The organism is Micrococcus endophyticus (genome assembly GCF_014205115.1).
GTDB lineage: Bacteria > Actinomycetota > Actinomycetes > Actinomycetales > Micrococcaceae > Micrococcus > Micrococcus endophyticus.
The window spans coordinates 2,115,351-2,138,289 of the sequence record NZ_JACHMW010000001.1 but is presented as its reverse complement, the minus strand read 5'-3'; the positions used below and the strand labels follow the sequence as shown (position 1 = coordinate 2,138,289).

The 22,939-nt window shown below is 72.3% G+C and carries 20 protein-coding genes, 1 tRNA gene, 1 pseudogene and 1 other annotated feature; of the genes and pseudogenes, 10 read left to right on the top strand and 12 right to left on the bottom strand.

Annotation, left to right across the window (positions count from 1 at the left end):
* Positions 1-27: 27 nt before the first annotated feature.
* Genes HDA33_RS09770 through HDA33_RS09745 form a run of 6 tightly spaced genes read right to left on the bottom strand, consistent with a single transcriptional unit; the run spans position 28 to position 8,287 of the window.
* The gene (locus HDA33_RS09770; protein ID WP_184172874.1) at positions 28-2,034 is read right to left on the bottom strand and encodes a protein kinase domain-containing protein; all 2,007 of its coding nucleotides are present in this window, start codon (positions 2,032-2,034) and stop codon (positions 28-30) included.
* On the bottom strand, positions 2,031-3,479 hold the full coding sequence (locus HDA33_RS09765) for a peptidoglycan D,D-transpeptidase FtsI family protein (RefSeq protein WP_184172872.1): 1,449 nt from the start codon (positions 3,477-3,479) through the stop codon (positions 2,031-2,033). The genes HDA33_RS09770 and HDA33_RS09765 overlap by 4 nt, the downstream gene beginning before the upstream one ends.
* Positions 3,476-4,915, bottom strand: a complete 1,440-nt coding sequence (locus HDA33_RS09760) for an FtsW/RodA/SpoVE family cell cycle protein (RefSeq protein ID WP_184172870.1) — start codon at positions 4,913-4,915, stop codon at positions 3,476-3,478. Before HDA33_RS09760 ends, HDA33_RS09765 begins: the two co-directional genes overlap by 4 nt.
* A complete protein-coding gene (locus tag HDA33_RS09755; protein WP_184172868.1) occupies positions 4,912-6,792 on the bottom strand; it encodes a PP2C family protein-serine/threonine phosphatase in 1,881 nt (626 codons plus the stop codon). The genes HDA33_RS09760 and HDA33_RS09755 overlap by 4 nt, the downstream gene beginning before the upstream one ends.
* Positions 6,793-6,794: 2 nt before the next feature.
* A complete protein-coding gene (locus HDA33_RS09750; protein WP_184172866.1) occupies positions 6,795-7,391 on the bottom strand; it encodes an FHA domain-containing protein FhaB/FipA in 597 nt (198 codons plus the stop codon).
* Positions 7,388-8,287: an FhaA domain-containing protein gene (locus tag HDA33_RS09745; protein ID WP_184172864.1), complete on the bottom strand. Its 900-nt coding sequence runs from the start codon at positions 8,285-8,287 to the stop codon at positions 7,388-7,390. Before HDA33_RS09745 ends, HDA33_RS09750 begins: the two co-directional genes overlap by 4 nt.
* A 251-nt stretch (positions 8,288-8,538) precedes the next feature.
* Here HDA33_RS09745 and HDA33_RS09740 point away from each other — a divergent pair.
* Positions 8,539-8,622 (top strand) — tRNA-Leu (locus tag HDA33_RS09740).
* Positions 8,623-8,823: 201 nt separating this feature from the next.
* Complete coding sequence (locus HDA33_RS09735) at positions 8,824-9,642, top strand: class I SAM-dependent methyltransferase (protein ID WP_184172862.1); 819 nt, start codon at positions 8,824-8,826, stop codon at positions 9,640-9,642.
* Here the strand turns inward: HDA33_RS09735 and erm are convergent.
* Both erm and HDA33_RS09725 read right to left on the bottom strand, forming a co-directional pair.
* The gene (gene erm / locus HDA33_RS09730; RefSeq protein ID WP_184172861.1) at positions 9,615-10,472 is read right to left on the bottom strand and encodes a 23S ribosomal RNA methyltransferase Erm; all 858 of its coding nucleotides are present in this window, start codon (positions 10,470-10,472) and stop codon (positions 9,615-9,617) included. The genes HDA33_RS09735 and erm overlap by 28 nt on opposite strands.
* Positions 10,473-10,604: 132 nt before the next feature.
* A pseudogene (locus tag HDA33_RS09725) lies at positions 10,605-11,857 on the bottom strand (IS3 family transposase).
* Positions 11,449-11,579, bottom strand: a sequence feature (AL1L pseudoknot). (Overlaps the previous pseudogene by 131 nt.)
* Positions 11,858-11,983: 126 nt before the next feature.
* Here HDA33_RS09725 and HDA33_RS09720 point away from each other — a divergent pair.
* Entirely contained in the window at positions 11,984-12,703 is a 720-nt protein-coding gene (locus tag HDA33_RS09720) for a TIGR02391 family protein (RefSeq protein ID WP_184172859.1), read from the top strand.
* Between the two features lie 378 nt (positions 12,704-13,081).
* Here HDA33_RS09720 and HDA33_RS13100 read toward each other — a convergent pair whose 3' ends face one another.
* The gene (locus HDA33_RS13100) at positions 13,082-13,387 is read right to left on the bottom strand and encodes an SdpI family protein (RefSeq protein ID WP_420826927.1); all 306 of its coding nucleotides are present in this window, start codon (positions 13,385-13,387) and stop codon (positions 13,082-13,084) included.
* A 114-nt stretch (positions 13,388-13,501) separates the two neighbouring features.
* On the opposite strand from HDA33_RS13100, the gene HDA33_RS09710 reads away from it, so the two are divergent.
* Genes HDA33_RS09710 through tctA form a run of 3 tightly spaced genes read left to right on the top strand, consistent with a single transcriptional unit; the run spans position 13,502 to position 16,339 of the window.
* Positions 13,502-14,275 (top strand): tripartite tricarboxylate transporter substrate binding protein, encoded by a 774-nt coding sequence (locus HDA33_RS09710; protein ID WP_338104326.1) that lies wholly within the window; start codon positions 13,502-13,504, stop codon positions 14,273-14,275.
* Complete coding sequence (locus tag HDA33_RS09705) at positions 14,272-14,832, top strand: tripartite tricarboxylate transporter TctB family protein (RefSeq protein ID WP_184172855.1); 561 nt, start codon at positions 14,272-14,274, stop codon at positions 14,830-14,832. The genes HDA33_RS09710 and HDA33_RS09705 overlap by 4 nt, the downstream gene beginning before the upstream one ends.
* A 1-nt stretch (position 14,833) precedes the next feature.
* Positions 14,834-16,339: a tripartite tricarboxylate transporter permease TctA gene (tctA, locus tag HDA33_RS09700; RefSeq protein ID WP_184172853.1), complete on the top strand. Its 1,506-nt coding sequence runs from the start codon at positions 14,834-14,836 to the stop codon at positions 16,337-16,339.
* 111 nt (positions 16,340-16,450) lie between these two features.
* Here the strand turns inward: tctA and HDA33_RS09695 are convergent, their stop codons facing one another.
* The gene (locus HDA33_RS09695; protein WP_184172851.1) at positions 16,451-17,416 is read right to left on the bottom strand and encodes an HpcH/HpaI aldolase/citrate lyase family protein; all 966 of its coding nucleotides are present in this window, start codon (positions 17,414-17,416) and stop codon (positions 16,451-16,453) included.
* Between the two features lie 474 nt (positions 17,417-17,890).
* Between HDA33_RS09695 and HDA33_RS09690 the strand changes: the two genes are divergently transcribed.
* A complete protein-coding gene (locus HDA33_RS09690) occupies positions 17,891-19,171 on the top strand; it encodes a Glu/Leu/Phe/Val family dehydrogenase (RefSeq protein ID WP_158493174.1) in 1,281 nt (426 codons plus the stop codon).
* A 93-nt stretch (positions 19,172-19,264) separates the two neighbouring features.
* On the opposite strand, the gene HDA33_RS09685 is transcribed toward HDA33_RS09690, so the two are convergent.
* Together HDA33_RS09685 and HDA33_RS09680 are read right to left on the bottom strand one after the other, a co-directional pair.
* On the bottom strand, positions 19,265-19,540 hold the full coding sequence (locus tag HDA33_RS09685) for a hypothetical protein (protein WP_184172849.1): 276 nt from the start codon (positions 19,538-19,540) through the stop codon (positions 19,265-19,267).
* Positions 19,541-19,548: 8 nt separating this feature from the next.
* A complete protein-coding gene (locus tag HDA33_RS09680; RefSeq protein ID WP_184172847.1) occupies positions 19,549-20,214 on the bottom strand; it encodes a phospholipase A2 family protein in 666 nt (221 codons plus the stop codon).
* A 338-nt stretch (positions 20,215-20,552) separates the two neighbouring features.
* Between HDA33_RS09680 and HDA33_RS09675 the strand changes: the two genes are divergently transcribed.
* The 3 genes from HDA33_RS09675 (at position 20,553) to HDA33_RS09665 (ending at position 22,918) form a co-directional block, all read left to right on the top strand.
* Positions 20,553-21,104, top strand: coding sequence for a YceI family protein (locus HDA33_RS09675; protein WP_184172845.1), 552 nt, complete (start codon positions 20,553-20,555; stop codon positions 21,102-21,104).
* A gap of 102 nt (positions 21,105-21,206) precedes the next feature.
* Entirely contained in the window at positions 21,207-21,932 is a 726-nt protein-coding gene (locus HDA33_RS09670) for a dienelactone hydrolase family protein (protein ID WP_184172843.1), read from the top strand.
* Positions 21,890-22,918 (top strand): hypothetical protein, encoded by a 1,029-nt coding sequence (locus HDA33_RS09665; RefSeq protein ID WP_338104324.1) that lies wholly within the window; start codon positions 21,890-21,892, stop codon positions 22,916-22,918. The genes HDA33_RS09670 and HDA33_RS09665 overlap by 43 nt, the downstream gene beginning before the upstream one ends.
* Positions 22,919-22,939: the final 21 nt, after the last annotated feature.

Sequence of the window (22,939 nt, the reverse complement as noted above, 5' to 3'; positions counted from 1 at the left end):
CCTGTGCGCCTTCCCCGTCCCGCCGCCTCAGGCGGTCGGGCTCTCCTCGGCGGTCGGGGAGGCCGAGCCGCCCGCGTCGTCGGTGGGATCCGCGGTGGGCTCGCCGGTCGGCTCGCCCGTGGGGTCCGACGTCGGCTCGGTGGTGGGCTCCTCGGTCGGCTCCTCGGTGGGCTCGGTGGTGGGCTCCGTCGTCGGCTCCTCCGTGGGCTCCGACGTGGGCTCGGTGGTCGGCTCGTCGCTCGGCTCGGCGGTGGGCTCCGTGGGCTCGGAGGGCTCCTGCGTCGGGGTGGGCTCGTCGCCGCCGGCCCCGCCGGCCACGATCAGCTGCACGTGGGTGTCGTAGCGGTGCCGCTGGCCCTCGCCGGGCACCACGCGCACCACCTCGCCCTCGGCGCCGTCGGCGCTCGGGTCGTCCACGCGGTCCACGGTGAAGCCGCGGTCGCGCAGCAGCTGGATCGCGCTGTCCACCGGCTGGCCCACGAGGCCATCGGGGATGACGCCCTGGCCCGTGGAGACGGCCAGGGTGACGGTCTCCCCGCGCTGCAGGGAGCCCACGGGGTTGACCTCCTCGACGGTGCCGCTCGGGCTGCGCGCGTCGCGGTCCTCCTCCCGCACGACCAGGCCGAGCCGCTCCAGCTCGGCGCGCACCTCGGCCGCGGGGCGGCCCTTGTAGGCCTCCGGGTCCACGGACACGGAGGAGGCCTGCGAGGTGCCGGACGGGGTGGACCCGCCCGGGGTGCGGTCGCCCGTGATCCACGGCCACAGCAGTGCGCCCAGCAGGGCGAACAGGACCAGCCCGAGCAGAGCGAACACGGGCCACCGGTTCGCGCGTCGGCGCTTCACCGGGGCCGAGCCCTGGTCGGCGTGCGGGGCCTCGGGCACGACGTCGGACGGGCGGGTCTGCGGGTCGCGGACCGCCGCGATCTCCTCGTCCGCCGGGCGGGCGCCCGCCGCGGCGGCGCCGGCGAGGCCGGCCGCACCGGCGGCCGTCGCCGCGGAGCCGCGTGCGCCGTCGTCGGTGCGGGGCTGGGCCGCCGTCACCGGCAGGGCCGCGGTGGCCGGGGTGCCGTCCGCGCGGGTGCCCTCGGGGCGGGGGTGGGCGGTGCGCATGCCGTCGTAGTCCAGGGGCGCGGTCTCGGCGCCCGAGGGGTCGGCCACGCCCTCCGCGGCGAGGAACGCGGCCAGGCTCGGGACGGCCTCCACCGCGGCGCGGGTGTCCTTGCGGCGCAGCGCGTCCGCGGCCTCGGAGGCCGCGGTGGCGTCCGTGGGGCGCTCCTTCGGGTCCTTCGAGAGCATGCACATGATCAGGGCGCGCACCGGCGCGGGCACGGTCGAGGGCAGCGGCGGCGGGGCGTCGTTGACCTGCGCCAGGGCGATCGCGATCTGCGACTCGCCCGTGAACGGGCGGTGCCCGGCGAGGGCCTCGTAGCCGATGATGCCCAGCGAGTAGAGGTCGGAGGAGCCCGTGGCCTGCTGGCCCGTGGCCTGCTCCGGCGCGAGGTACTGGGCGGTGCCCATGACCTGGCCGGTGGCGGTGAGCGGCACCTGGTCCGCCAGGCGGGCGATGCCGAAGTCCGTCACCTTGACCCGCCCCGTGGGCGTGATCATGAGGTTGCCGGGCTTCACGTCGCGGTGCACGAGCCCCTGCGCGTGGGCGGCGGAGAGCGCGGCCGCCGTCTGCGCGATGATCCGCAGGGTGCGCTCCGGGGAGAGCACCTTCTCCTTCTCCAGGATCGCGGACAGGGGCTGGCCCGGCACGAGCTCCATGACGAGGTAGGCGGAGCCCTTCTCCTCGCCGTAGTCGTAGACGTTGGCGACGCCGGGGTGGTTCAGCAGCGCGGTGTGCTGGGCCTCCGCCCGGAAGCGGCGCAGGAAGTTGGGGTCACCCGTGTACTCCTCCTTGAGGATCTTCACGGCGGTGATCCGGCCCAGGACCTTGTCCCGCGCCTTCCAGACCTCGCCCATGCCGCCGATCGCGATGCGATCGGTCAGCTGGTACCTGCCGCCGAGGGTGATGCCCGTTGTCGGCCTCATTCCGTGACCACCGCTTCCATGATGCTCTGCATGCTCTCCACCGCTGTCTGGTGTCCGAAGTACTCGTTCTCGTTCTCGACGACGACCGTCACCGCCGCCTGCGGGCCGTCGTCGTCCGGCGTGAAGCCGGTGATCCACGTGTGCACGTCCTCGCTGCCGTCGATCTCGGTCGTGCCCGTCTTGGCCGCGATCCGGATGAGGTCCGAGCGGGCCCCCCGGGCGCTGCCCTCCTCCACGGTCGAGACCATCATCCCCTCCACCTGCCGGGCGACCTCCGGGCTGGTGGCCCGGCCCCGCTCCCGGGGCCGGAACTCCTCCACCGTGGTCAGGTCCGGCCGGCGCACCGCCTCGATCAGCTGCGGGACCATGACCACGCCGTCGTTGGCGAGGCCCGCGGCCACCATGTTCATCTGCAGCGCCGTGGTCTGGACCTCGAACTGGCCGATGGCGGACATCGCCAGCTGGTCGTCCGTGAGGTCCTCGGGGAAGTTCGAGGCCGCCACCGGCAGGGGGATCTCACCCTCCTCGTTGAAGCCGAAGCGCTCGGCCACGTCGCGGATCCGGTCCTGGCCCAGCTCGACGGCGGCCATCGCGAAGGGCGTGTTGCAGGACTGGGCGAGGATGTAGGTCAGGCTGGCCCGGCCGACGTCGTTGCAGGGCCCGCCCCGGTAGTTGGTCATGGTGGTGTCCGTGCCCGGCAGCGTCCACTGCGCGGGGACGTCCAGGACCTGGTCCGGGGCGTAGTCGCCCGACTCGAGCATGGCCACCGCGTCGATCAGCTTGAACGTGGAGCCCGGGGAGACCGTGTGCTCCGTGGGCCGGTTCAGCAGCGGGCTCAGGCCGGGGGCGTCCTGGATCTCGATCATCGCCTCCTGGGCCGCCGTCCGGCTGTGGGAGGCGAGTCCGTTGGGGTCGTAGCCGGGCCGGGAGGCCATGGCGAGGATGCGCCCCGTGGTGGGGTCGGTGACCACGGCGGAGGCGCGCACGCCCTCGGGCAGCGAGTCGAAGGCGACGCGCTGCAGCTCGGGGTCGATCGTCAGCTCCACCTGGTCGCCCTCGGGGGTGGCGCCGGTGATGATCTCCACGGCCCGGTCCACGAACTGCGAGGTGGAGGTGCCGGAGAGCTCGTCGTCCATGGCCTGCTCCAGACCGTCCGTGCCGTAGGTCAGCGAGTAGAAGCCCGTGAGCGGGGCGTACAGCTCCGGCTCGTGGTAGACGCGCTGGTAGTTGTACGCGTCGTCCGCGGGCACGGACTCCACGATCGGCGCGCCGTCCACGAGGATCGGGCCGCGCGGGGCGCCGAAGTCCAGGACCATCTGCCGCGAGTTCAGGGCGTGGGTCTTGAGCCGGTCGGCGGCCACCACCTGGATCACGGACGCCGCGAGGGCGAGCACCAGGAGCATGACCGCCATGACGGTCCACGTGCGTCGGATCGCCTCGTTCACCGGGCCTCACCCCCCTCGGGGCGCGGCGCGGCGGCGGGGACGGCGCCCGCGGGCAGGGAGGCGCCCGGGTCCAGGTGGCCGGCGCCGGGGCCGGAGGCGTTCACCATCGCGTCCACGACGGCGGGGCGGCGGGCGGCGTGCGAGATGCGCAGCACCAGCCCCACGATGATCCAGTTGGCCAGCAGCGAGGAGCCGCCGGCGGCGAGGAACGGCGTCGTCAGGCCGGTGAGCGGGAGCACGAGGGTCACGCCGCCCATCACCACGAACACCTGCCAGGCCATGGTGAACGCCAGGCCGGAGGCGAGCACCTTGCCGAACGCGTCGCGCACCCCGAGGGCGGCCCGCATCATGCGGGTGACGAGCAGCAGGTAGAGCACCAGCACGGCGGCCAGCCCCACGAAGCCCAGCTCCTCGCCGATCGCGGCCAGGATCATGTCCGAGAAGGACAGCGGCACCTGGGTGGGGTTGCCCGCGCCCAGGCCGGTGCCCATCAGTCCGCCCGAGGCCATGGCGAACAGGCCCTGGACCACCTGGTAGGAGCCGCCGAAGTCGCGGTGGTAGATCTCCGGGTCGAACGCGTTGAGCCAGATCTCGAAGCGGGCGGTCACATGCGGCATGAACAGGAACGCGAGCACGGCGCCCAGGGCGATCAGGCCCAGGCCCAGCAGGATCCAGGAGAACCGCGAGGTGGCGATGTAGAGCATCGCCATGAACATGCCGAAGAACAGCAGCGCCGAGCCGAGGTCCCGCTGGAACACGAGCACGCCGAGGGCCACGAGCCAGGCGACCAGCAGCGGGCCGAGGTCCCGCGCGCGCGGGAAGGTCAGCGGGCCCACGCGGCGGCCGGCCAGCAGGATCAGGTCGCGGTTCGCGGAGAGGTGGCCGGCGAAGAAGATCGCCAGGGTGATCTTGGCGACCTCGCCGGGCTGGAAGGTGCCGAAGCCGACGTCGATCCAGATCCGCGCGCCGTACATGCTCAGGCCCAGCCCGGGCACGAGCGGCAGCAGCAGCAGGATCGCGGAGGCCGCGAGGAACAGGTAGGGCCAGCGCCGCAGGAGGCGGTGGTCCCGCACGAGCAACACGAGGGCGGAGGCCACCAGCACCGCCAGCACCGACCACACGAGCTGGGAGGTCGAGTTGGCCAGCGCCGCGTCCTGGCCGAGCCGGTGGATCACGGCGATGCCCAGCCCGTTGAGCAGGGCGGTCACCGGGAGCATGAAGGGGTCCGCGTAGGGGGCGCGCAGGCGCAGGACCACGTGCAGCACGAGGGTGGCGGCGCCGAACACGCCCAGCGGCACCCAGGCGGTGGAGTCGACGGTCGCGCCGGTGCCGACCATGCCCAGCAGGTCGGCGCCCACGGCGATGGCCAGGGCGCCCAGCAGCAGGGCGAGCTCGGTGTTGCGGCGCGGGCGCGCGGGGGAGATCACCTCGGTCACGGGGTGCCACCTCCCGTCGCGGACGGGGTCGGGGAGGGGCTCGTGGCCGGGGTCGCGGCGGGCGTGGCGGTGCCGGAGGGCGTCGCGGAGCCCGACGGCGACGCGCCGTCGGAGGGCGAGGCGCTGCCCGAGGGCGAGGCGCTCGGCCGGGCGCGGTCCGCGGGTTCGCCGGCGGGGGCGGGCGCGTCCGGGTTCAGGGAGTCGCGCAGCTCGGTGACGATCTGCTCGGCGTGGGCCAGGTCCCGGGCGGCCATGCCGGCCTCGACGCGGTCCCGCGCGTAGGCGGGCAGGGCGTCCACGGTCAGCTCGGTCTGCCGGTCCACGTGGGACAGGTCGAACGGGCCGAGCCGCTGGGGCACGCCCTTGTACACGGCGATCCGGCCGTCGTTGGCCCCCACGTAGTACTGGGTCTGCGTCCACAGGTAGCCCCAGGCCAGCACCACGCCGAGCGTGAGCGCCAGCAGGGCCGTGAACACGGGGATGAACCAGCCGCGGCGGTACTGCACGGGCTTGTCCGCTCGCTTCCCACGACGACGGCGGCGCGCGGCGGTCCCGTCCCCCGCGGCGGGCGCGGGGTGCGCGGAGGCGTCGGCGGCCGCGCCGTCCGGGGTGCCGGGGGTCGGATCGGCGGGGGAGCCGGAGCGGGGTGCGGAGTGCGGGGCGGAGTCCGAGGAGGCCGGGGCGCCGGCGGAGGTCCCGGCGGCGGCTCCGGCGGCCGTGCCGGCGAGGGCGGCGGCCCCGGTCGGCGTCGCGCCGCCCGCGGACGGGCCGGTCGCTCCTGAGGCGGTGCCGGCGTCGGTCGCGGCGCCCGCCGACTGCGGGGCGGACGGCGCCGCGGGCGCGCCCGGGTGCGTGCCGGCGTCGGGAGAGGCGGGCCCGTCCGTGAGGACGGCCGCGGTGCGCCGGGGCCGGTTCTCCGGCACGGGGCTCTCGCCCAGGAGCACCGCCGCGCGGCGGCGCGTGGAGTTGCGGGTGACCACGGGGATGCGGTCCGTCTTCACGGCGTTGGAGGCGGCGCCCACGAGCAGGTGGGGCCGCGCGTCGAGGTCCTCGCGCAGCAGGCGCCCGGAGACCGGGCCGACCTCCGCGGGGCGGGCCGCGGCGAGGGCCTGCTCGGAGAGGTGGACCTCGGGGATCGGGGCCAGCTCCTCCTCCGTGCCCTCGGCGATCTCGAAGACCACGATCGTCACGTTGTCCGGGGCGCCGCCCTTGAGGGTCAGGTCCACGAGGTGGTCCACCACGGCGTTGAGCGACTCCGTGTCCCGCAGCGCCTCGTGGATGCGCTCCGGGGAGACCACGTCCGTGAGCCCGTCCGAGCACAGCAGCCAACGCTCCCCGGGCGCCACGGGCACCTCGAACACGTCCAGCTCGGGGGAGGCGTCCACGTCGCCCAGCACGCGCATGAGCACGTTCTTGTTGGGGTGGAACGGGGCTTCGCCGGCCTCGAGCCGGCCCTCGTCCACGAGCTTCTGCACGAACGTGTGGTCCCGGGTGACCTGCGTGAACTCGCCGTCCGCGAGCCGGTAGGCCCGCGAGTCGCCGATGTGCGCCACGTGCAGGGTGGTCCCGGCCAGCAGGCACGCCGTGCACGTGGTGCCCATGCCCGCGAGCTTGGGGTTGGCGTGCACCAGCTCGTTGAGGATCAGGTTGGCGTTCTGGATCTCGTCCGGCAGCACCGTGGCCGGGTCCTCGTAGCCCACCGCGTCCAGCGGGGCCAGGTCCAGCACCGTGGAGGCGCTGGCCACGTCGCCGCCCACGTGCCCGCCCATGCCGTCCGCGAGCACGGCCAGGTGGCGCCCCACATAGGCCGAGTCGTCGTTCTTGGCGCGGACTCGGCCCACGTCGGAGCGGGCGGCGTAGCGGAGGACCAGGGACATGCTCAGGCCTCGAGCTCCATGACCGTCTTGCCGATCCGGATGGCGGTGCCGGGGCCCACGGGCAGGGCGCGCGTGACGGGGTCGCCGTCCACGTAGGTGCCGTTGGTGGAGCCCAGGTCCTCGAGGAACCAGCGGGTGCCCTGCGGGAACAGGCGGGCATGGCGGCCGGAGGCGTAGTCGTCCACGAGCACGAGGTCGGCGTCCTGGGCGCGGCCCATCAGCAGGGGGCGGCCCTCCAGGGCGATGGTCTGCCCGGCCTTCGGACCCTCGACCACGCGCAACGTCCGGGCCAGCCGGGGCGCCGGCGTCGTGGGCGCGGCCGGGGCGGGGGTCACCGGGGCCGACGCGGCCGGCGCGGCGGGGGCGGTGGCGGGCGGGGCACCGGTGGAGGCGGGGGCCGAGGCGGAAGAGCGCCCGACGGCGGCCGAGCCGGGCACCGCGGTGACCAGACCGGCGTCGCGCTGGGCCTGCTCCAGGCGGGTCTTGTTGCGGCGGCCGACCACGAGGTCGCGGCCCTGCGCCATGATGATGGAGATGATCAGCACCCACAGGGCCAGCAGCAGGCCCATGCGGAGCACGGCGACGGCGAGTTCGCTCATGCGCGGCCCCCCGTCCCGCTGAAGAACAGCAGCTCGGTCTGGCCGACGGTCACCACGTCTCCGTCGCGCAGGGTGACGGAACCGTCCACGCGGCGGCCGTTGACGAGCACGCCGTTGCGGCTGCCCAGGTCCAGCAGCGTGACCGTGGAGCCGACGGTGAGCAGGCGCAGGTGCTCGCGGGACACCGAGGAGTCCGGGATCACGAGGTCGGCACGCTCGGCGGAGCGGCCGAGGATCAGGTCGTCCCCGTCCAAGGGGAGCATGCGGCCGTCCAGCTCGAGGGCCGGGCCGGAGGGCTCCGTCACGGGGCGGCCCATCACGACGGTCGGCTGGTCGGCGTGGGCGGGCGCGGCGGCCCGGCGGGGCGCCGGACGGGGCCCGACGCGCGGGGCGGGGGAGCGCTCACGGGGTGCGGCCGCCGGCAGGTCCTCGACCAGTCGGTCCGGCGCCGTGGCAGACGCCCCCGGGCCGTGGGCGGTGGCGGGCGAGGCGCCGTCGTCGTGGGGGGCCGGGGCGGGGAGCGAGCCGTCGTCCAGGCCGGTGACCACGCGCAGGTCCCCGGCGCGCACGTCCGTGTCCGGGTGGAAGGCGACCCGGACCGTGCCGGGCAGCGCATAGCCCTGGGAGTCGGCGTGGCGGATGACCTCATCGCACAGCTCGCTGGCGAGGGTGGACCCCCACGAGCGGGCACGCTCGAAGTCGGCGGGGGAGAAGTGGACCACGTAGCTGTTGGGCGCGACCGTGTGGCCCTCGGACAGCGCGAACGACTCGTCGTCCATCGCCTGTCGCAGGGCCGAGGCGATCTCCACCGGCTTGACCGCCCGCGGACCGCCGGCCGAGAAGGCCGAGCGCACGGCCCGCTCCAGGCCGCGTTCGAGGTTGTCCAGAAGTCCCACGACGGGGCCCCTTTCCACAGTTGTCCGTCCCGATACTACGGGCCGGGCTGGGAGACCGCCGAGAACAGCGGGATTCTGCGGGGTGGAGCGCGGGTGGGAGAGGTGCCGGAGGGGGGCGAGCCACGGGCGTGGCGGGGACGCGGGGGTGGGCGTCGGGGCCGATTTGCACACCCGGGCGGGCGGGGGTTAGAGTATTCCTCGCTGCCTGTGACGGTCGCCGGATGTCCGGAGCCGAGAGCAGGAAGCCGCTCGCGCGAGTGGCGGAATTGGTAGACGCGCTGGCTTCAGGTGCCAGTGTTCGCAAGGACGTGGGGGTTCAAGTCCCCCCTCGCGCACCGAGGGCCGTTTGTAAGAAGGCCACGGAACGGTTTGTACGTTCCCACCGGGAAGCCCCCGGGAGAATCGGAAGAGTCTCCCGGGGGCTTCTTCATGCCCGGGTGGCGGGGCCGGACGGGGCCGTTGGCGCGAGGGAGCGCTCCCGTTGGCCCCGGTGGGGCATCGCGGGCATAGAATCGTCACGAGTTGAGGAACCCTTCATGAGCGCATGGCCCGGTCGCGGCAAGGCTAGTGACGTAGCTGGGTCGTTGCGCGGTCGAGCGTCGGATTACGCCACGATGATGCGGGAGCCCTGGCACCAGCTGCGGATTGAACTTGTATGGCGCACTCTGGAACCGTTCGTTCGCCCGAGCTCGAAGTGGCTCGACGTAGGCTGCGGGGACGGCAGCCTCGCAATGCGGGCGGCGATCAGCGGTCACACCATCAGGATTGCAGACGTTAATCCGGACATGGTGGCGGTGGCGACCGACGCGTTGCGCGGGGTGACGTCTGCGCGCTCATGGGAGTCGCTCGTGCTTCACGAACCAGCCGAGGCCGCGTTAGGCGAGCACGCGGAGTTCTATGACGTAGTTACAGCGCACAACGTCCTCGAGTACGTCGCCAACCGGACGGGTTTCGCCCGAGCACTCGCCGGCCGGTCGCGTCCCGGCGGGATCGTGTCGCTGTTGGTGGCCAACCCGGTAGCGGTGCCTTTGACGACAGCCGTGCGCACCCAGGATCCTCGGGCGTTGCTCGCCGACCTGCGCGGGCAAGGCCTGCGACTAGGCATGCCCGGAAAGCACGTTGCCGCGCCTCCAGTAGATACCACGGCGGTCGTCGATGAGATTGTGGCGGCCGGGTTCACGCCCGTGGGCTTCTACGGAATCCGGGTCTTCAACGAGGTGATGACTGACGAGCACCGCAAGCACGAGCCTGGCTGGTTGACCGATATGGTCGAGGCCGAACTTCTCGCCGCCGAGCGTGAGGAGTACCGGGCGATAGCCCGGCACCATCACCTCGTCTTTCGCCGCGAGGGCTGAGGTCTACGCCGATGCTTCGCCGCATTCGCCGATGTGGCGGACGTCGTACCGACGAGACTGCGGAAGACCGTAACCCACTGGTCCGGGGATACGTAGGCCACGACCGCGTCTGCCGGCACCCCTGCAGCACCGAGGCTCTCGCGCACCAAGGCCGAGGGGTATTTCTTACTCAGCGACGCCCTCACCGACCCGCCGACGCCGCTGAACGCGAGCTCGACCATCGCGGTGTACGCCCGCATCCGGCCAGTTTCGATCAACGGAGAGTCGCGACGGCGCAGGTGCAAGACCCCAGCGTCGACCCGGGGAACTGGCCGGAAGTCGGTCCGGGGGATCCGTCCACGTAGCTCCCACTCGTGTTCCGGCCAGGTCGTGGCCGTCAGGCGGCTCCAACGGCCGTACGCACCAGTACGCTTCTTGGCGTACTCGAGTTGGGTGATAAACGTTGCCGACCTGACCGCTTCGAGATTCAACACTCGGTCAACGATCGCCGACGTCGCCCCAAAGGGGATGTTTCCAACCACCTTGATTGGGCCGGTCGGCAAGACAGCCGAGAGGAAGTCCTCGTAGACGATCTCGATGTTCGTCCGACGGGCGACTTCCGCCTCAAGTTTGCTCGACCAGCTTCGGTCGACCTCGTAGGCCACGAGGCGCGCACAGCGGTCGGCGAGTAGCCCGGTAAGTGCGCCTGAGCCAGCGCCAACCTCCACCACCTCGTCGTCACGCTCCAGTTCGGCGGCGTCCAGGAATCTGGAGATGGATCTCGGAGTGACCAGAAAATTTTGCGAGAGCGTCCGTCGACGCTCATCGCGCGACGTTTGAGTCCGGCTCATGGCGCTCCCTCCGTGGCTTCTCGTGGTGGCGTCCCTCTGAGTGGTGCGGTTCCGCACCAGCCGTAGGGCGCATGGATCAAGCATGCTGCAGTCCCAGAGTACCTGGTCACTGGGTGAATCGCCCCGGGTTTGTTAGAGGCGCATAAGTGCCGTCCCGGCAGGCGCCAGCACGGGATTCTCATGATGGTAGACGTCCTCGAACTCCACCGGAGGGACCAGCCCGATCTCGCCGTGCACACGACGATGGTTGAACCAGTCAATGTACTCCGCGACCGCGATCTCCAGGTCCTCGATGGACCTGAATGGCCCCGTGTTCCGGATCAGCTCCGCCTTGAACAGCGAGTTGAACGCCTCGGCGAGGGCATTGTCATAGGAGTCCCCCGTCGAGCCGACTGATGCGACCGCGCCGGCCTCGGATAGCCGCTGGGTGTAGCGAACCGCGACGTACTGGACTCCTTTATCGCGGTGGGGTCTGCCGTAGCCCGGCCACGTCCTGGCCGACACGCTGACGCGTCCAGAACGCCATCTCCAACGCGTCCAGCGCCAGGTCAGTACGCAACGACTTCGACAGCTGCCACCCCAGGACCCAGCGGGAGAACACGTCGATGATGAACGCGGCAGACACCCATCCAGTGAAGGTGCGGCAGTAGGTGATGTCAGCGACCCACAGCTGATTCGAAGCGGCTGCGGTGAAATCGCGCGGCACCAGATCTGGGCGGGTATCCGGTCCCCGGCCCGGCACTGTCGTGCGCGGGCCCTTTGCCCGGCTGATCCCGCGCAGGCCTGCGGCTCGCATGAGCCGCTCGACCGTGCACCTGGCCACCTGGATGCCCTCCCGACGCAATTGCGCGTGGACCTTCCGGGCCCCGTAGACCCCGTAGTTGGCCTCGTGCACCCGCCGGATCTCAACGAGCAGCTGCTCATCGCGCAGACGGCGGGCCGAGACAGGACGTGTCTTCGCGGCGTAGTACGTGCTCGGTGCGATCTGCGTGCCCGCTGCGGAGAGTGTGGTGCAGATCGGCTCGACACCGAACTCGTGCTTGTGCTCATCGATGTAGTCCACGATCAGCGCTGTGGGCGTCTCGAGCATCCGCCGCGAAGAAAGCCGATGCCGAGCGCAGGATCGCGTTCGCCCGCCGTAATTCACGGTTCTCCTTCTCCAGCTCGGCCACCCGGGCGGCTTCGCTGGTCGTGATCCCGGGGCGGTGGCCGTGGTCGATCTCGGCTTGGCGGACCCAGTTGCGCAGCGTCTCGGGACTGATCCCGAGCTGTTCTCCTACGCGCCGGAATGCCCCGGTTCTCGTGGCGGGGTCTTGGCGGGCTTCGAGAGTCATCCGCGTGGCGCGTTCGCGGAGCTCGTCGGGGTACTTCCGTGGTGCGGGCATGCTCTGCATCCTTCCGTTGGATCAGAGCCTCCACCAGACCCGGGGCGATTCAGTTCTTCCCCATCCCGGGACGCAACTACAGATGGGCGATGACAGGAGTGGGTACAAGTGCTAGCGGAACGAGCCATGCAGGCCCTTGAGGACTTGAGGGCCGATGCTGAGACCTCGGACGTGCGTGATGGTGGCCCTGCCTTCACCGCCTGGAAGGCCAAAGTTCGTGGGGTCATTAAGGCCTCGGTGTCCGACGCCCAGGACCTCCTTGAACAGTTATACGGAAACCGCTACACGCTGAGGGTGGTCTCCTCCTACACCACGAGGGCGGAGCATGCGCAGGTCCGTTACGCGGGTATCGGGCGTGCCCGCGGCATCATCGACGCCGCTCTTTACCGACTCCACTCGCAGGTTGAGGGAGCCGATGAGCCTGTGGCTGGGCGCTCCTTCGATCCCGACCTATGGGATCACGTACGCGACCTTGTTGAGGCAGAGGACTGGAAGAAGGTTTCTTCTCAGACGGCCATCTTCGTGGAAGCCACTATCCGCAAGTGGGCAGGCGATCCTACGGGCAAGAATGGTGAGGTCCTCGTGGGCAAGGGGCTCATGGCGGCTGTGTTCGTCAACGACAGCGAACTTCGGTGCGGCCGCCAAGCGGGGGAATGGGAGGGCTGGCGAGGTCTTGCCATGGGGTTCGCGCAGGCACTGTCGAACGTGGACAGGCATCACATCAACGAACGGGACGATGCCCGCCGCTACGCCATCGGTGTGCTGGGCCTCGGGAGCCTCCTCCTCACCCAACTGCGGCACGAGCATGCCACGCTCATCGAGGACCGCTTGGCTGGAGAAGCGTAGTTCCAGGTCAGCGGTAGGTGTGTGAGGGCGTGGGAAAACGCCGCCCTTAGCGTGGGAACGGCCGCCCTGGGACTCGCCGCGATCCGCATGATCTAGCGGCTCAGGGGGTCTTACAAACGGCCCACCGAGGGCCGTTTGTAAGAAGGCCACGGAACGGTTTGTACGTTCCAACCGGGAAGCCCCCGGGAGACTCAAGAGAGACTCCTGGGGGCTTCTTCGTGCTCAGGACCGGCCCCTCGAACGAGGCCGCGATCGCGCCGGATGCTTCAGTGGAGCCAAAACCGGGGAGCAGACATGTCGGTGGCGACTGACCCCGCACCGTGGCACTTCATGATGATTTCGCGAAGTGCCGACATGTCTGACAGATGCCTCCGTGTATCACCGGGCTGATGCAGCCGACCGATCAGCACGGAGCGTCCCCAGGACGAGCGCAAGGACGGTGAGACCGCAAGCGATCCACGCTGCGAGCTGTGCTGCATCAATGTGTCCGAGGGACAACCCGAGCAATGCGCCAGCACCCCCGCTCACTCCGATGAAGAACGCGGCCCACATCCAGGGCTGCGCCGCGTGGTGGCCGCTCTGCCATGCATGCTCGCTGCGGAGGGTGTTCTTGGTCTTGAGACCGAAGATGCGATTTGCCCCAACAGCTCCACTACGCGTTGTCACAGCCACGACTGCACACATGATGCCGAGCATGATGGACAGTGCACTTCCAATGATTCCCACGTCCATGAGACTTCCCTCGTTTCAGATGAATGGACTGCTACTAGAATAGAACGTATTCGTGTCAACGGGCTGGTGAACAACGTCCAGGTGGTCAACATCCCCGGCGCCGGTGGCAACATCGCCCTCGGTCAGCTGACCACGCTCGAGGACGCGAACAACCTCATGGTGGGCGGCACCGGCCAGATCGCCGCCCACGCGGCCCGTGGCACCGGCCCCGAGCTCTCCCAGGTCACCGCGGTCAGCCGCGTCGTCGAGGAGTACAGCCTCGTGGTGGTCCCGGCGGACTCGCCGTACCAGAGCATGGACGACCTGGTGAGCGCCTGGCGCGCCGATCCCGCCCACGTGGCGTGGACCGGTGGCGGCTCCTTCGACCAGCTCGTCATGGCGGACATCGCCCGCACGGCCGACGTGCCGGTCGCGGACACCACCTACATCCCGTCCGACGGCGGCGGCGAGGCCATCCAGGCCCTGCTCAACGGCACCGCCCAGGCCTCCGCCGGCGGCTTCGCGGACATCTACCCGCAGGTCCAGGCCGGCCGACTGCGCGCCCTCGGCGTGGTGGCGGCCGAGCCGCTGGCCGGCGTCGAGGAGATCCCGACCCTGCGCTCCCAGGGCTACGACGTCACGCTCACCAACTGGCGCGCCCTGTTCGTGCCGCCGGGCGTCTCCGCGGAGGAGCGCACCGAGCTCGAGACCCTCATCGCCGAGGCGGTCGACACCCCCGAGTGGAAGGAGGCGGTGCAGCGCAACTACTGGAACCCCGTGCCCCTCTCCGGCACCGAACTCGAGGAGTTCATCGCCGCCGAGAAGGAGCGCATCGGCACGCTGACGGAGGAGATCAAGTGAGCCACGCATCCACCGTCCGGCCCGCCGCCGACGCCCCCTCCCGCTGGGGGCGCGCCGCCGGGCTCTCCGCGCTCGTCATGCCGGCCGTGCTGGCCGCGTTCAGCCTCTACCTGCTGCTGGGATCCCTGGCCATGGACACCGACGGCGCCGACTTCCCCGGCCCGGACTTCTTCCCGCTGATCCTCGCGGTCGCGGGCCTCGTGATCGCCGTCGCGCTCGCGGTGGAGGTCGTGCGGGTGCGCCAGGCCCCCGAGGGTCAGGCCGACGCGGACGGCGAGGTCGGCCAGGCGGCCGGTCCGCTGACCCTGTTCCACTCGGACTTCGGTGCGCTGGCCTGGTGCTTCCTCGGCTTCCTCGCGTTCGCCGTCCTGCTGCCCTGGCTGGGGTGGATCCTCGCCGGGGCGCTGCTGTTCTGGTGCATCACGCGCGCGTTCGGCGCCCCGCACCCCCTGTTCGACATCCTCGTCGCCCTGTTCGTCTCCTCGCTGGCCTACCTCGGCTTCGCGGTGGCCCTGGGCCTGACCCTGCCCTCGGGCATCCTGGGAGGTGGCTTCTGACATGGAGACCTTCGGACTCCTCATGGAGGGCTTCGCCGGAGCCCTCACCCCCATGAACCTGTTCTGGGTGGTGCTGGGCTGTCTGCTCGGCACCGCGGTCGGCGTGATGCCCGGACTGGGCTCCTCGATGGCCGTGGCCCTGCTGCTGCCCATGACCTTCGCCCTCGAGCCCACCGCCGCGTTCATCATGTTCGCCGGCGTGTACTTCGGCGGCCTCTTCGGCGACTCCACCATGGCCATCCTCATGAACACCCCCGGCCAGGCCTCGGCCATCGCCTCCACGTTCGAGGGCCACCGCATGGCCCAGGACGGCCGGGCGGCCCAGGCCCTGGCGACGGCGGCGCTCGGCGCCTTCATCGGCGGCATGGTGGCCTCGGTGTGCGTCGTGCTCCTCGCCCCCGTGCTGGCGGAGTTCTCCACGCGCTTCGGCCCCGCGGAGTACTTCGCGCTCGCGCTCTTCGCGTTCGTGGCCACCTCCTCGGTGGTCGCCGACTCGGTGCTGCGCGGCCTGGCCTCCCTGGTGCTGGGACTGGGGATCGCCGTCGTCGGGATCGATGCGGTGACCGGCACCGAGCGCTTCACGATGGGCTCCCCGCAGCTGTTCGACGGCATCCCGCTCGTGACCGTCACGGTGGCGATCCTCGCGCTCGGCGAGGTGTTCCACGTGGCCTCCCGGGTGCGCCGCAAGCACGAGGACCTGCGCATCCGGCGCACCGGCCGGCCGTGGCTCTCGCGCGCCGAGTTCCGTGAGGCCGCCCCGGCGTGGCTGCGCGGCACGGCGATCGGCCTGCCGTTCGGCATCGTGCCGGTGGGCGGCTCCGAGGTGCCGACGTTCCTGGCGTACTCGGCCGAGCGGCGCCTGGACCGGCGCCGGGCGAATCCGCAGTTCGGCCGCGGCGCGATCCGCGGGCTGGCGGCCCCGGAGGCCGCGGGCAACTCGACCACCGGCATGGCGATGGGCGCGCTGCTCACGCTCGGCCTGCCCGTCTCCGCGACGGCGGCCATCATGCTGGCGGCGTTCCGCCAGTACGGGCTGCAGCCCGGCCCCCTGCTGTTCGACCGCAGCCCGGACCTCGTGTGGGCGCTGCTGGCGAGCTTCTTCATCGCAATGATCGTGCTGCTGGCGATCAACCTGCCGTTCGCGCAGCTGTGGGCCAAGCTCCTGCTCATCCCGAAGCACTACCTCTACGCGGGGATCACGCTGTTCTGCGGGCTGGGCATCTACGCCACCACGGGCGCGGTGTTCGACCTGCTGATGCTCCTGGGGATCGGCGTGCTGGGCTTCCTGATGCGGCGGTACGGCTATCCGCTGGCGCCGCTGATGATCGGCATGGTGCTCGGCCCGCTCGCGGAGACCAGCCTGCGCGACGCCCTGCTCAGCTCGGTGGGCGACCCGGCCGTGCTCGTCTCCACCCCCATCACGTGGGTGATCTACGGGATCCTGGCGATCATGCTGGCGTTCTCCGTGCGGGCCGCCGTCGTGCGCCGGACGCGTCAGGACGTGTGAGCGGAGGCGGGATCCGCGCCCCCCGAGGCAACGCGGGTTGAGTTGTCACCGGTGTGCGGCCTCCGCACCCGTGACAACTCAACCCGCGTTTCTGGTGGGCGGCGGCCCCGCTCAGTAGTGGTACGTGTCCGACGGCGCCGTGATCGCGTTGTCCTGGTCCGGGTACCGCGTGGAGTGCACGCCGAACGCGGCGGCCAGCCCGAGGATCTTCTCCGCGCGCGCCTTGCGGGGCAGGTCGGAGCCGTTGCGGATCTCGCCGCCGTCGGCCTCGAAGTCCGCGAGGAACTCGTGGGCCCACGCCAGCTCCTCCTGGGACGGGCTGAGCCCCTCGTTCACGGCCGCGCACTGCTCCGGCGCGAGGCACAGCTTGCCGGTCATGCCGAACTCCGCGGTCACCGCCGTCGCCTCGGCGAGCTTCACGCCGGTGGAGCCCACGGTGGGGCCGTCGATCGCGCCGGGCAGGCCCGTGGCCTTCGCCGCGATCGTGAACTGGGAGCGGGTGTAGGCCAGCGCCATCGGCGACTCGCCCAGGCCCGTGTCGCGCCGGAAGTCGCCGATGCCGAACGCCAGGCGGAACGTGCCCTTCGCCGCGGCGATCGAGTCGATGCGCTGCAGCCCGCGCGCCGTCTCCACGAGCGCCACCACGGGCACCCCGGGCAGGCGGCGGGCGGTCTCGTTCACGTGGTCCGTGGACTCCACCATCGCCAGCACGACGCCGGCCAGGCCGCCCTCGGCCACCGGCCCGCCCAGGTGCGCGGGCAGGGCCTCGGCGAGCGCCGCGACGTCGTCCTCCCACCACTTCGAGCCGTACCCGTTGAGCCGCACCCAGCCGGTGTGGCCGGAGGTCAGCCAGGCGAGCGCGTCCGCGCGGGCCCGGTCCTTGTCCTTGGGGGCCACGGCGTCCTCGATGTCGAGGATGACGATGTCCGCGGCCGAGTCCTCGGCGGGCTGGAACCGCTCGGGCTGGGCGGCGTTGACCAGCAGCCAGGAGCGGGCGAGCTCCGGGTCGATGCGCTGGCCGGGCACGGCCTGGAACGCGGGGGAGGGGGTGATCGCGGCGGGCAGGGTCACGGTCATGAAAGGGCTCCTTCACGGGGCGGGCGCCGGAGCCTGCCTCTCGCGCAGGGGCGAGAGGGGGACGGCGATCCGGGCGGGGACTGGCGGCGTCGGGACGTGCGGGCCGCGGGCAGGGTGCCTCGCGCGGCGGACGACCGGGGGACGGACCAGGTGGGCCCAGCAGGAGCGGCGCGGGATGGACGCCGAAGGGCGCCGCGGGTGTGCGGCGCTACCAGGCACAGTACACGCCCGTGTGTGCCACGTCACCCTCCGGCGACGGAACCGTCCCGCGCGCGGGCCACGCCGTCGGAAAGTCCACCGCGGGGCGGCCCTCGCGCCGACCCGTCCGGACCCGGCCCGAAGGGGGTGACGCGGTGCGGGGCGGGCCGTACCGTTCTGCGGAGCCCGCGAGGACGCCGGCCGCGCAACGGCGCGCGGCCGCCCGTGCGTCCTCCCGGGCCGTTCCATGAACCGACCCCGACTCGAGGACGCTCAATGACGAGGATCCCCGCCCCGGACGAGGCCGCAGCCGCCCCGTCCTCCCCGCTCGACAACGCGCTGGCCCAGCTGGCCGCCGCGGTGCGCACGCTCGGCTACGACGAGGGCCTGCACCAGACCCTCGCGGCCCCGCGCCGCGAGCTCTCCGTCTCCATCCCCCTGCGTCGCGACGACGGCGCCGTGGAGGTCCTGCGCGGCTACCGCGTGCAGCACAACATCTCCCGCGGCCCCGCCAAGGGCGGCGTGCGCTTCAGCCCGGACGTGGACCTGGACGAGGTGCGCGCGCTGGCCATGTGGATGAGCTGGAAGTGCGCGCTCGTCGACGTCCCCTACGGCGGCGCGAAGGGCGGCGTGTCCATCGACCCGCGCAAGTACTCGAAGGCGGAGCTCGAGCGCGTCACCCGCCGCTACACCTCGGAGATCCAGCCGATCATCGGCCCCGAGGTGGACATCCCCGCGCCGGACATGGGCACGGACGAGCAGACCATGGCCTGGATGATGGACACCTACTCGGTGAACGTCGGGCACACCACGCTCGGCGCGGTGACCGGCAAGCCCGTCTCGCTCGGCGGCTCACTCGGGCGCGCCTCCGCCACCTCGGAGGGCGTGGTGCACGTGGCGCTCGCGGCCCTGCGGGACCGCGGCATCGATCCGCAGGGGGCGACGGCGGCGGTCCAGGGCTTCGGCAAGGTCGGCGCCGGCACGGTGGAGCTGCTTGCGGCCGCCGGCGTGAGGGTCGTGGCCGTCTCGGACCAGTACGGCGCCGTCCGGTGCGAGGACGGCGTGGACTTCGCGACCCTGTCCGCGCACGTGGCCGAGACCGGCAAGGTGGTGGACTGCCCCGGCACCGAGGCCATGGACGCGGACGAGCTGCTGCTGTCCGACGTGGACCTCGTGGTCCCCGCCGCCGTGCAGGGCGTGCTCACCGCCCAGAACGCGGACCGGGTGCGCGCCCGCGTGGTGGTGGAGGGCGCAAACGGCCCCACCACGGGCGAGGCCGACCGCATCCTCAACGAGAACGGCGTGCTGGTGGCCCCGGACATCCTGGCCAACGCCGGCGGCGTGATCGTCTCCTACTTCGAGTGGGTGCAGGCCAACCAGGCCTACTGGTGGACCCGCGAGGAGGTGGCCGAGCGCCTCGAGCGGCGCATGGTGCTGGCCTGGGAGGCGGTGCAGGCCGCGGCCCGGGAGCACGACCTCACGCTGCGCGAGGCGGCCACGGTGCTCGCGGTCAAGCGGGTCGCCGAGGCGCACCGCACCCGCGGGCTCTACCCGTGATCGTCGTCGGCGCGCCCGCCTGAGGCCCGCACGGGCACAGCCCGCCCGGGCACGGCCCGCGCATCGCCGGCCCGAGCCCGGCCCGCGGCGGGGTCAGGGCCCGGAGACGATCGTGGTCACGACGATCAGCGCGGGCACGGCGCAGAGGCCGACGGCGGCGCACGCCGCCGCCCAGCCCGGCCGCCGTGCCCGCAGGGCGAGTCCGGCGCCGGCCAGCCCCAGCGCGGCCGGGAGGAGGAGGGCCCACAGCGGCCGGGCGACGCCCGAGCCGCTCCAGTCCGGCAGCGCGGCCGTGGCCGCCAGGGTCAGGACGAGGCAGGCCGCCGCCGGGGCGGGCGAGGCCGGCGATGAAGAGGTCGCGGAGGTCATGGTCGGGCTCACTTCAGGGGGTTGCAGAGGCAGTAGGTGAAGTAGGTGGCCACGGCCGCGGCCACGAGGCTCTCGCGGGAGCCCATCCGGTGGACGTTGGCGCGGATGTTCTTGACGATCTCACGGTCGCACGAGCAGGCGAAGTAGCCGCGGGCGCCGTAGCACCGGTCGTGGGTGCGGCAGATCGAGTCGAGGACGTCGATCGGCGTTCCGCCGCCATGGCCGGGCCCGCACCAGTTGCCCCAGATGGGAAGGCTGAGCTTCGCCTGCGCGTGGGGCCCGGAGGAGGCGGGGCCGGCCATCTGGTTCATCACGGCCCCGAGTTCGAGGACGTCCGCCGAGGCGCCGTCCGCGGCGGCGGCCGCTGCGTCGAAGCGGAGGACGCCGTCCGACCCGCGGGACAGGTAGGCGCCCGCCTCGGCGATCCGCGCGTCCAGCTCGCGGACGGCGGCGACGCGCGGAAGCCGCGGCGTCGAGGCGGCGGTGGCCGTCGTCGACGGTGCGTGCGCGACGGCGGCCGACTGCGCCGCGGTGTCGGCCGGCTGCGCGGCGGCCGGCTGCACGGCGGATCCGAGCAGCAGCACGACCCCGCCGGCGGCGACGAGGCCGCGCAGGCCCCGGAGGGGTCGGCCCCGCCGCGGCGAGGGGGAGGACGGGGGCGGTCGGTGGGGCATGACGGGTTCCTGACGTGGAGGGGCGCGGCCGCGGATCGGGCCGCCACACGGGACGTTAGGGACGCCGCGTCGCCGGCAGGAGAGACCTGGGTCGGGTCCCCGTGCGACGTTCGTCGGAACGGTCCCGGCCCACGGCGACGGCCGGGACCCGCCGCCGGATGGTGACGTTCATCACTCTTTGCAATTTCAAGCATTTATCGCTGGACGACCCCGAGGGTTAATGCTTGAATGATTCCTGAGACCGGAGGCCACGGACCGGACGCCTGGAGACCAGGCCGGACCCCGCCCCCCGGACGCAGCACGGAACCACCCGAAACCTCTCCCCGAAGGAGCACCCCATGGCTCAGATCACCACCGGCACCTGGAACCTCGACCCCGCCCACTCCGACGTCGACTTCGTGGTCCGCCACGCCGGCATCTCCAAGGTCCGCGGCACCTTCGCGGCCGTCGAGGGCACGCTCGTCGTCGCCGAGGACTTCAACGCCTCCTCCGTCGAGGTGACCGTGGACGTCGCCTCGATCAACACCAAGAACGAGGGCCGCGACCAGCACCTGCGCTCCGGCGACTTCTTCGACGTCGAGCAGTTCCCCACCATGACCTTCCGCTCCACCGAGGTCCGCGGCGCCGCCGAGGAGTTCACCCTGGTCGGCGAGCTGACCCTGCACGGCGTCACCCGCACCGTGGAGCTCGAGGCCGAGCTCGGCGGCCAGGACGTGGACCCCTTCGGCACCACCCGCGTGGGCTTCGAGGCCAAGGGCGAGATCTCCCGCAAGGACTTCGGCCTCACCTGGAACGCCGCCACCGAGGCCGGCGGCGTGCTGGTCTCCGACAAGGTGAAGCTCGAGATCGGCGCCGCCTTCGTGCTGCCCGAGGCCGACGCCCAGGCCTGAGCCTGAGCGCCGCACAGACCGCTGTGCACCCGTCTGACTGAGACGCATCCCCCGGACCGGGCCCCTCGATGAGGGGCCCGGTCTGCTCGTAGTGTGGGGCCCATGATGGCTTCGAAGACCCCGCACCAGAACACGACGTTCGACCTGCCCTCCAAGGACGCCTCCCGCGACGGCGACCAGGTGGGCCACGGCTACCTCGCCCTGCCCGAGTCCGGCTCCGGGCCCGCGGTGATCGTGATCCAGGAGTGGTGGGGCCTCGTGGACCACATCAAGGACGTCTGCGACCGGCTCGCGGCCGAGGGCTTCGTGGCCCTCGCCCCGGACCTCTACGGCGGCTGGATCGCCCACGACGGCGACGAGGCCGGCGAGATGATGCAGAAGCTGCCCGCCGAGGAGGGCGCCCGCCAGCTGGCCGGCGCCGTGGACTGGCTGCTGGCCCGCGAGGAGGTCACCTCTACGACGGTCGGCGCGATCGGCTTCTGCATGGGCGGCGGCTTCGTGCTGGCCCTGGCCGCCCAGCAGGGCGAGAAGGTCTCCGCGGCCGTGCCGTTCTACGGCGTCGGCCAGGGCGTGCCCGGCGACTTCGCGGGCGTGAAGGCCGCGATCCAGGGCCACTACGGCGAGCAGGACTCCATGTTCTCCGTCGAGGACGCCAAGAAGCAGGAGCAGCAGATCCGGGACGAGTCCGGGGCCGAGGTCGAGTACTTCTACTACGACGCCCCCCACGCCTTCCACAACGACGACGACCCGCAGGGCAACTACCGCCCCGAGGCGGCCGCCCTCGCGTGGGGCCGCGCCGTGGCCTTCCTGAAGGAGAAGGTCCGCTGAGCGGCGCACGAGGCGGACGCGGCGCAGGACGCCAGCGCGCCAGCCGGGGCGGGCCCGCCCGCTCCACCCGCACGGGCGGCCGCGCCGGAGCCAAGGGCGGCGGTCCCCAGCGGGCCGGGTCCGGCTCCCGCGCCGGGGGCGAGGGCCGCCGTCGTGCCCCGAGCGCGCCCGCGGACCTGGCCGCGCCCCCCGAGACCCTGTTCCTGGCCACCATCCCCGGGGCGACGCCGTCCACGTGGGTGGACCGGTTCACCACCCGGCAGCGCGTGGTGCAGCTCGTGAACCACGACGAGGCCTCCCAGCTGGCCCACCTGGCCCACGACGACGCCGGGATGCCGCGGCACCCCCTGCCGCAGCTGGGCTACGTGCGGCGCCGCCGCGACGTCGAGGCCGAGGAGATGCTGCGCGCCGCCGGCGTGGACCCGCGGCGCGTGCACCTCGTGGGCGTGTACGCCGAGCTGCCCGTGGTGTGCGTGGGCAGGGACCACCTGCTGGCCGCGTGGGACGCCGAGGCGGACGGCCCCGTGCCGCTCGCCGAGCTCGACTCGCACGAGGAGCTGGACCCCGCCCGGTTCGCCGCGGCGCCCGTCGAGGATCCTCTCGACTCCGCCGAGCTGCCCGGCGCGGGCGAGCGGATGGCCCTGGAGATCGCCGCGTCCGGGGCGGGCCACGTGGTGCTGCCCATGTCCGTGGCGCGCATGTTCGGGCGCAAGGACGTGGTGGTGCTCCCGCTGGCCTCCGCCCTGGACGACACCGTGGGCATGTCCCGCGCCGACCGCGAGGCCGCCGCGACGCGCGCCGAGGTCGAGGCGGACGCCGGGGATGCCGGGACGGCCGCCGCCGGTCCGGGGGAGGCGGAGGACGACGACGCCGCCCGCCACCCCGGCTGGGACGTCGCCCTGGCCTGGCTCAAGGAGGCCGACTCCGAGCTCGTGCAGTCCTTCGTGGGCGTGGCCCGCGGTCGGCGGGGCAACAGCTCCCGCTGACCGGGCCCGCCAACCTCAGTG

What these genes read in the sequence shown, in the direction of transcription:
- HDA33_RS09680 (WP_184172847.1), bottom strand. Translation starts at nt 20,214, where the DNA reads ATGCCCCACCGACCGCCCCCGTCCTCCCCCTCGCCGCGGCGGGGCCGA.
- erm (WP_184172861.1), bottom strand. Translation starts at nt 10,472, where the DNA reads ATGAGCCGGACTCAAACGTCGCGCGATGAGCGTCGACGGACGCTCTCG.
- HDA33_RS09675 (WP_184172845.1), top strand. Translation starts at nt 20,553, where the DNA reads ATGGCTCAGATCACCACCGGCACCTGGAACCTCGACCCCGCCCACTCC.
- HDA33_RS09770 (WP_184172874.1), bottom strand. Translation starts at nt 2,034, where the DNA reads ATGAGGCCGACAACGGGCATCACCCTCGGCGGCAGGTACCAGCTGACC.
- HDA33_RS09720 (WP_184172859.1), top strand. Translation starts at nt 11,984, where the DNA reads ATGCAGGCCCTTGAGGACTTGAGGGCCGATGCTGAGACCTCGGACGTG.
- HDA33_RS13100 (WP_420826927.1), bottom strand. Translation starts at nt 13,387, where the DNA reads ATGTGTGCAGTCGTGGCTGTGACAACGCGTAGTGGAGCTGTTGGGGCA.
- HDA33_RS09735 (WP_184172862.1), top strand. Translation starts at nt 8,824, where the DNA reads ATGAGCGCATGGCCCGGTCGCGGCAAGGCTAGTGACGTAGCTGGGTCG.
- HDA33_RS09750 (WP_184172866.1), bottom strand. Translation starts at nt 7,391, where the DNA reads ATGAGCGAACTCGCCGTCGCCGTGCTCCGCATGGGCCTGCTGCTGGCC.
- HDA33_RS09695 (WP_184172851.1), bottom strand. Translation starts at nt 17,416, where the DNA reads ATGACCGTGACCCTGCCCGCCGCGATCACCCCCTCCCCCGCGTTCCAG.
- HDA33_RS09755 (WP_184172868.1), bottom strand. Translation starts at nt 6,792, where the DNA reads ATGTCCCTGGTCCTCCGCTACGCCGCCCGCTCCGACGTGGGCCGAGTC.
- HDA33_RS09690 (WP_158493174.1), top strand. Translation starts at nt 17,891, where the DNA reads ATGACGAGGATCCCCGCCCCGGACGAGGCCGCAGCCGCCCCGTCCTCC.
- HDA33_RS09670 (WP_184172843.1), top strand. Translation starts at nt 21,207, where the DNA reads ATGATGGCTTCGAAGACCCCGCACCAGAACACGACGTTCGACCTGCCC.
- HDA33_RS09685 (WP_184172849.1), bottom strand. Translation starts at nt 19,540, where the DNA reads ATGACCTCCGCGACCTCTTCATCGCCGGCCTCGCCCGCCCCGGCGGCG.
- tctA (WP_184172853.1), top strand. Translation starts at nt 14,834, where the DNA reads ATGGAGACCTTCGGACTCCTCATGGAGGGCTTCGCCGGAGCCCTCACC.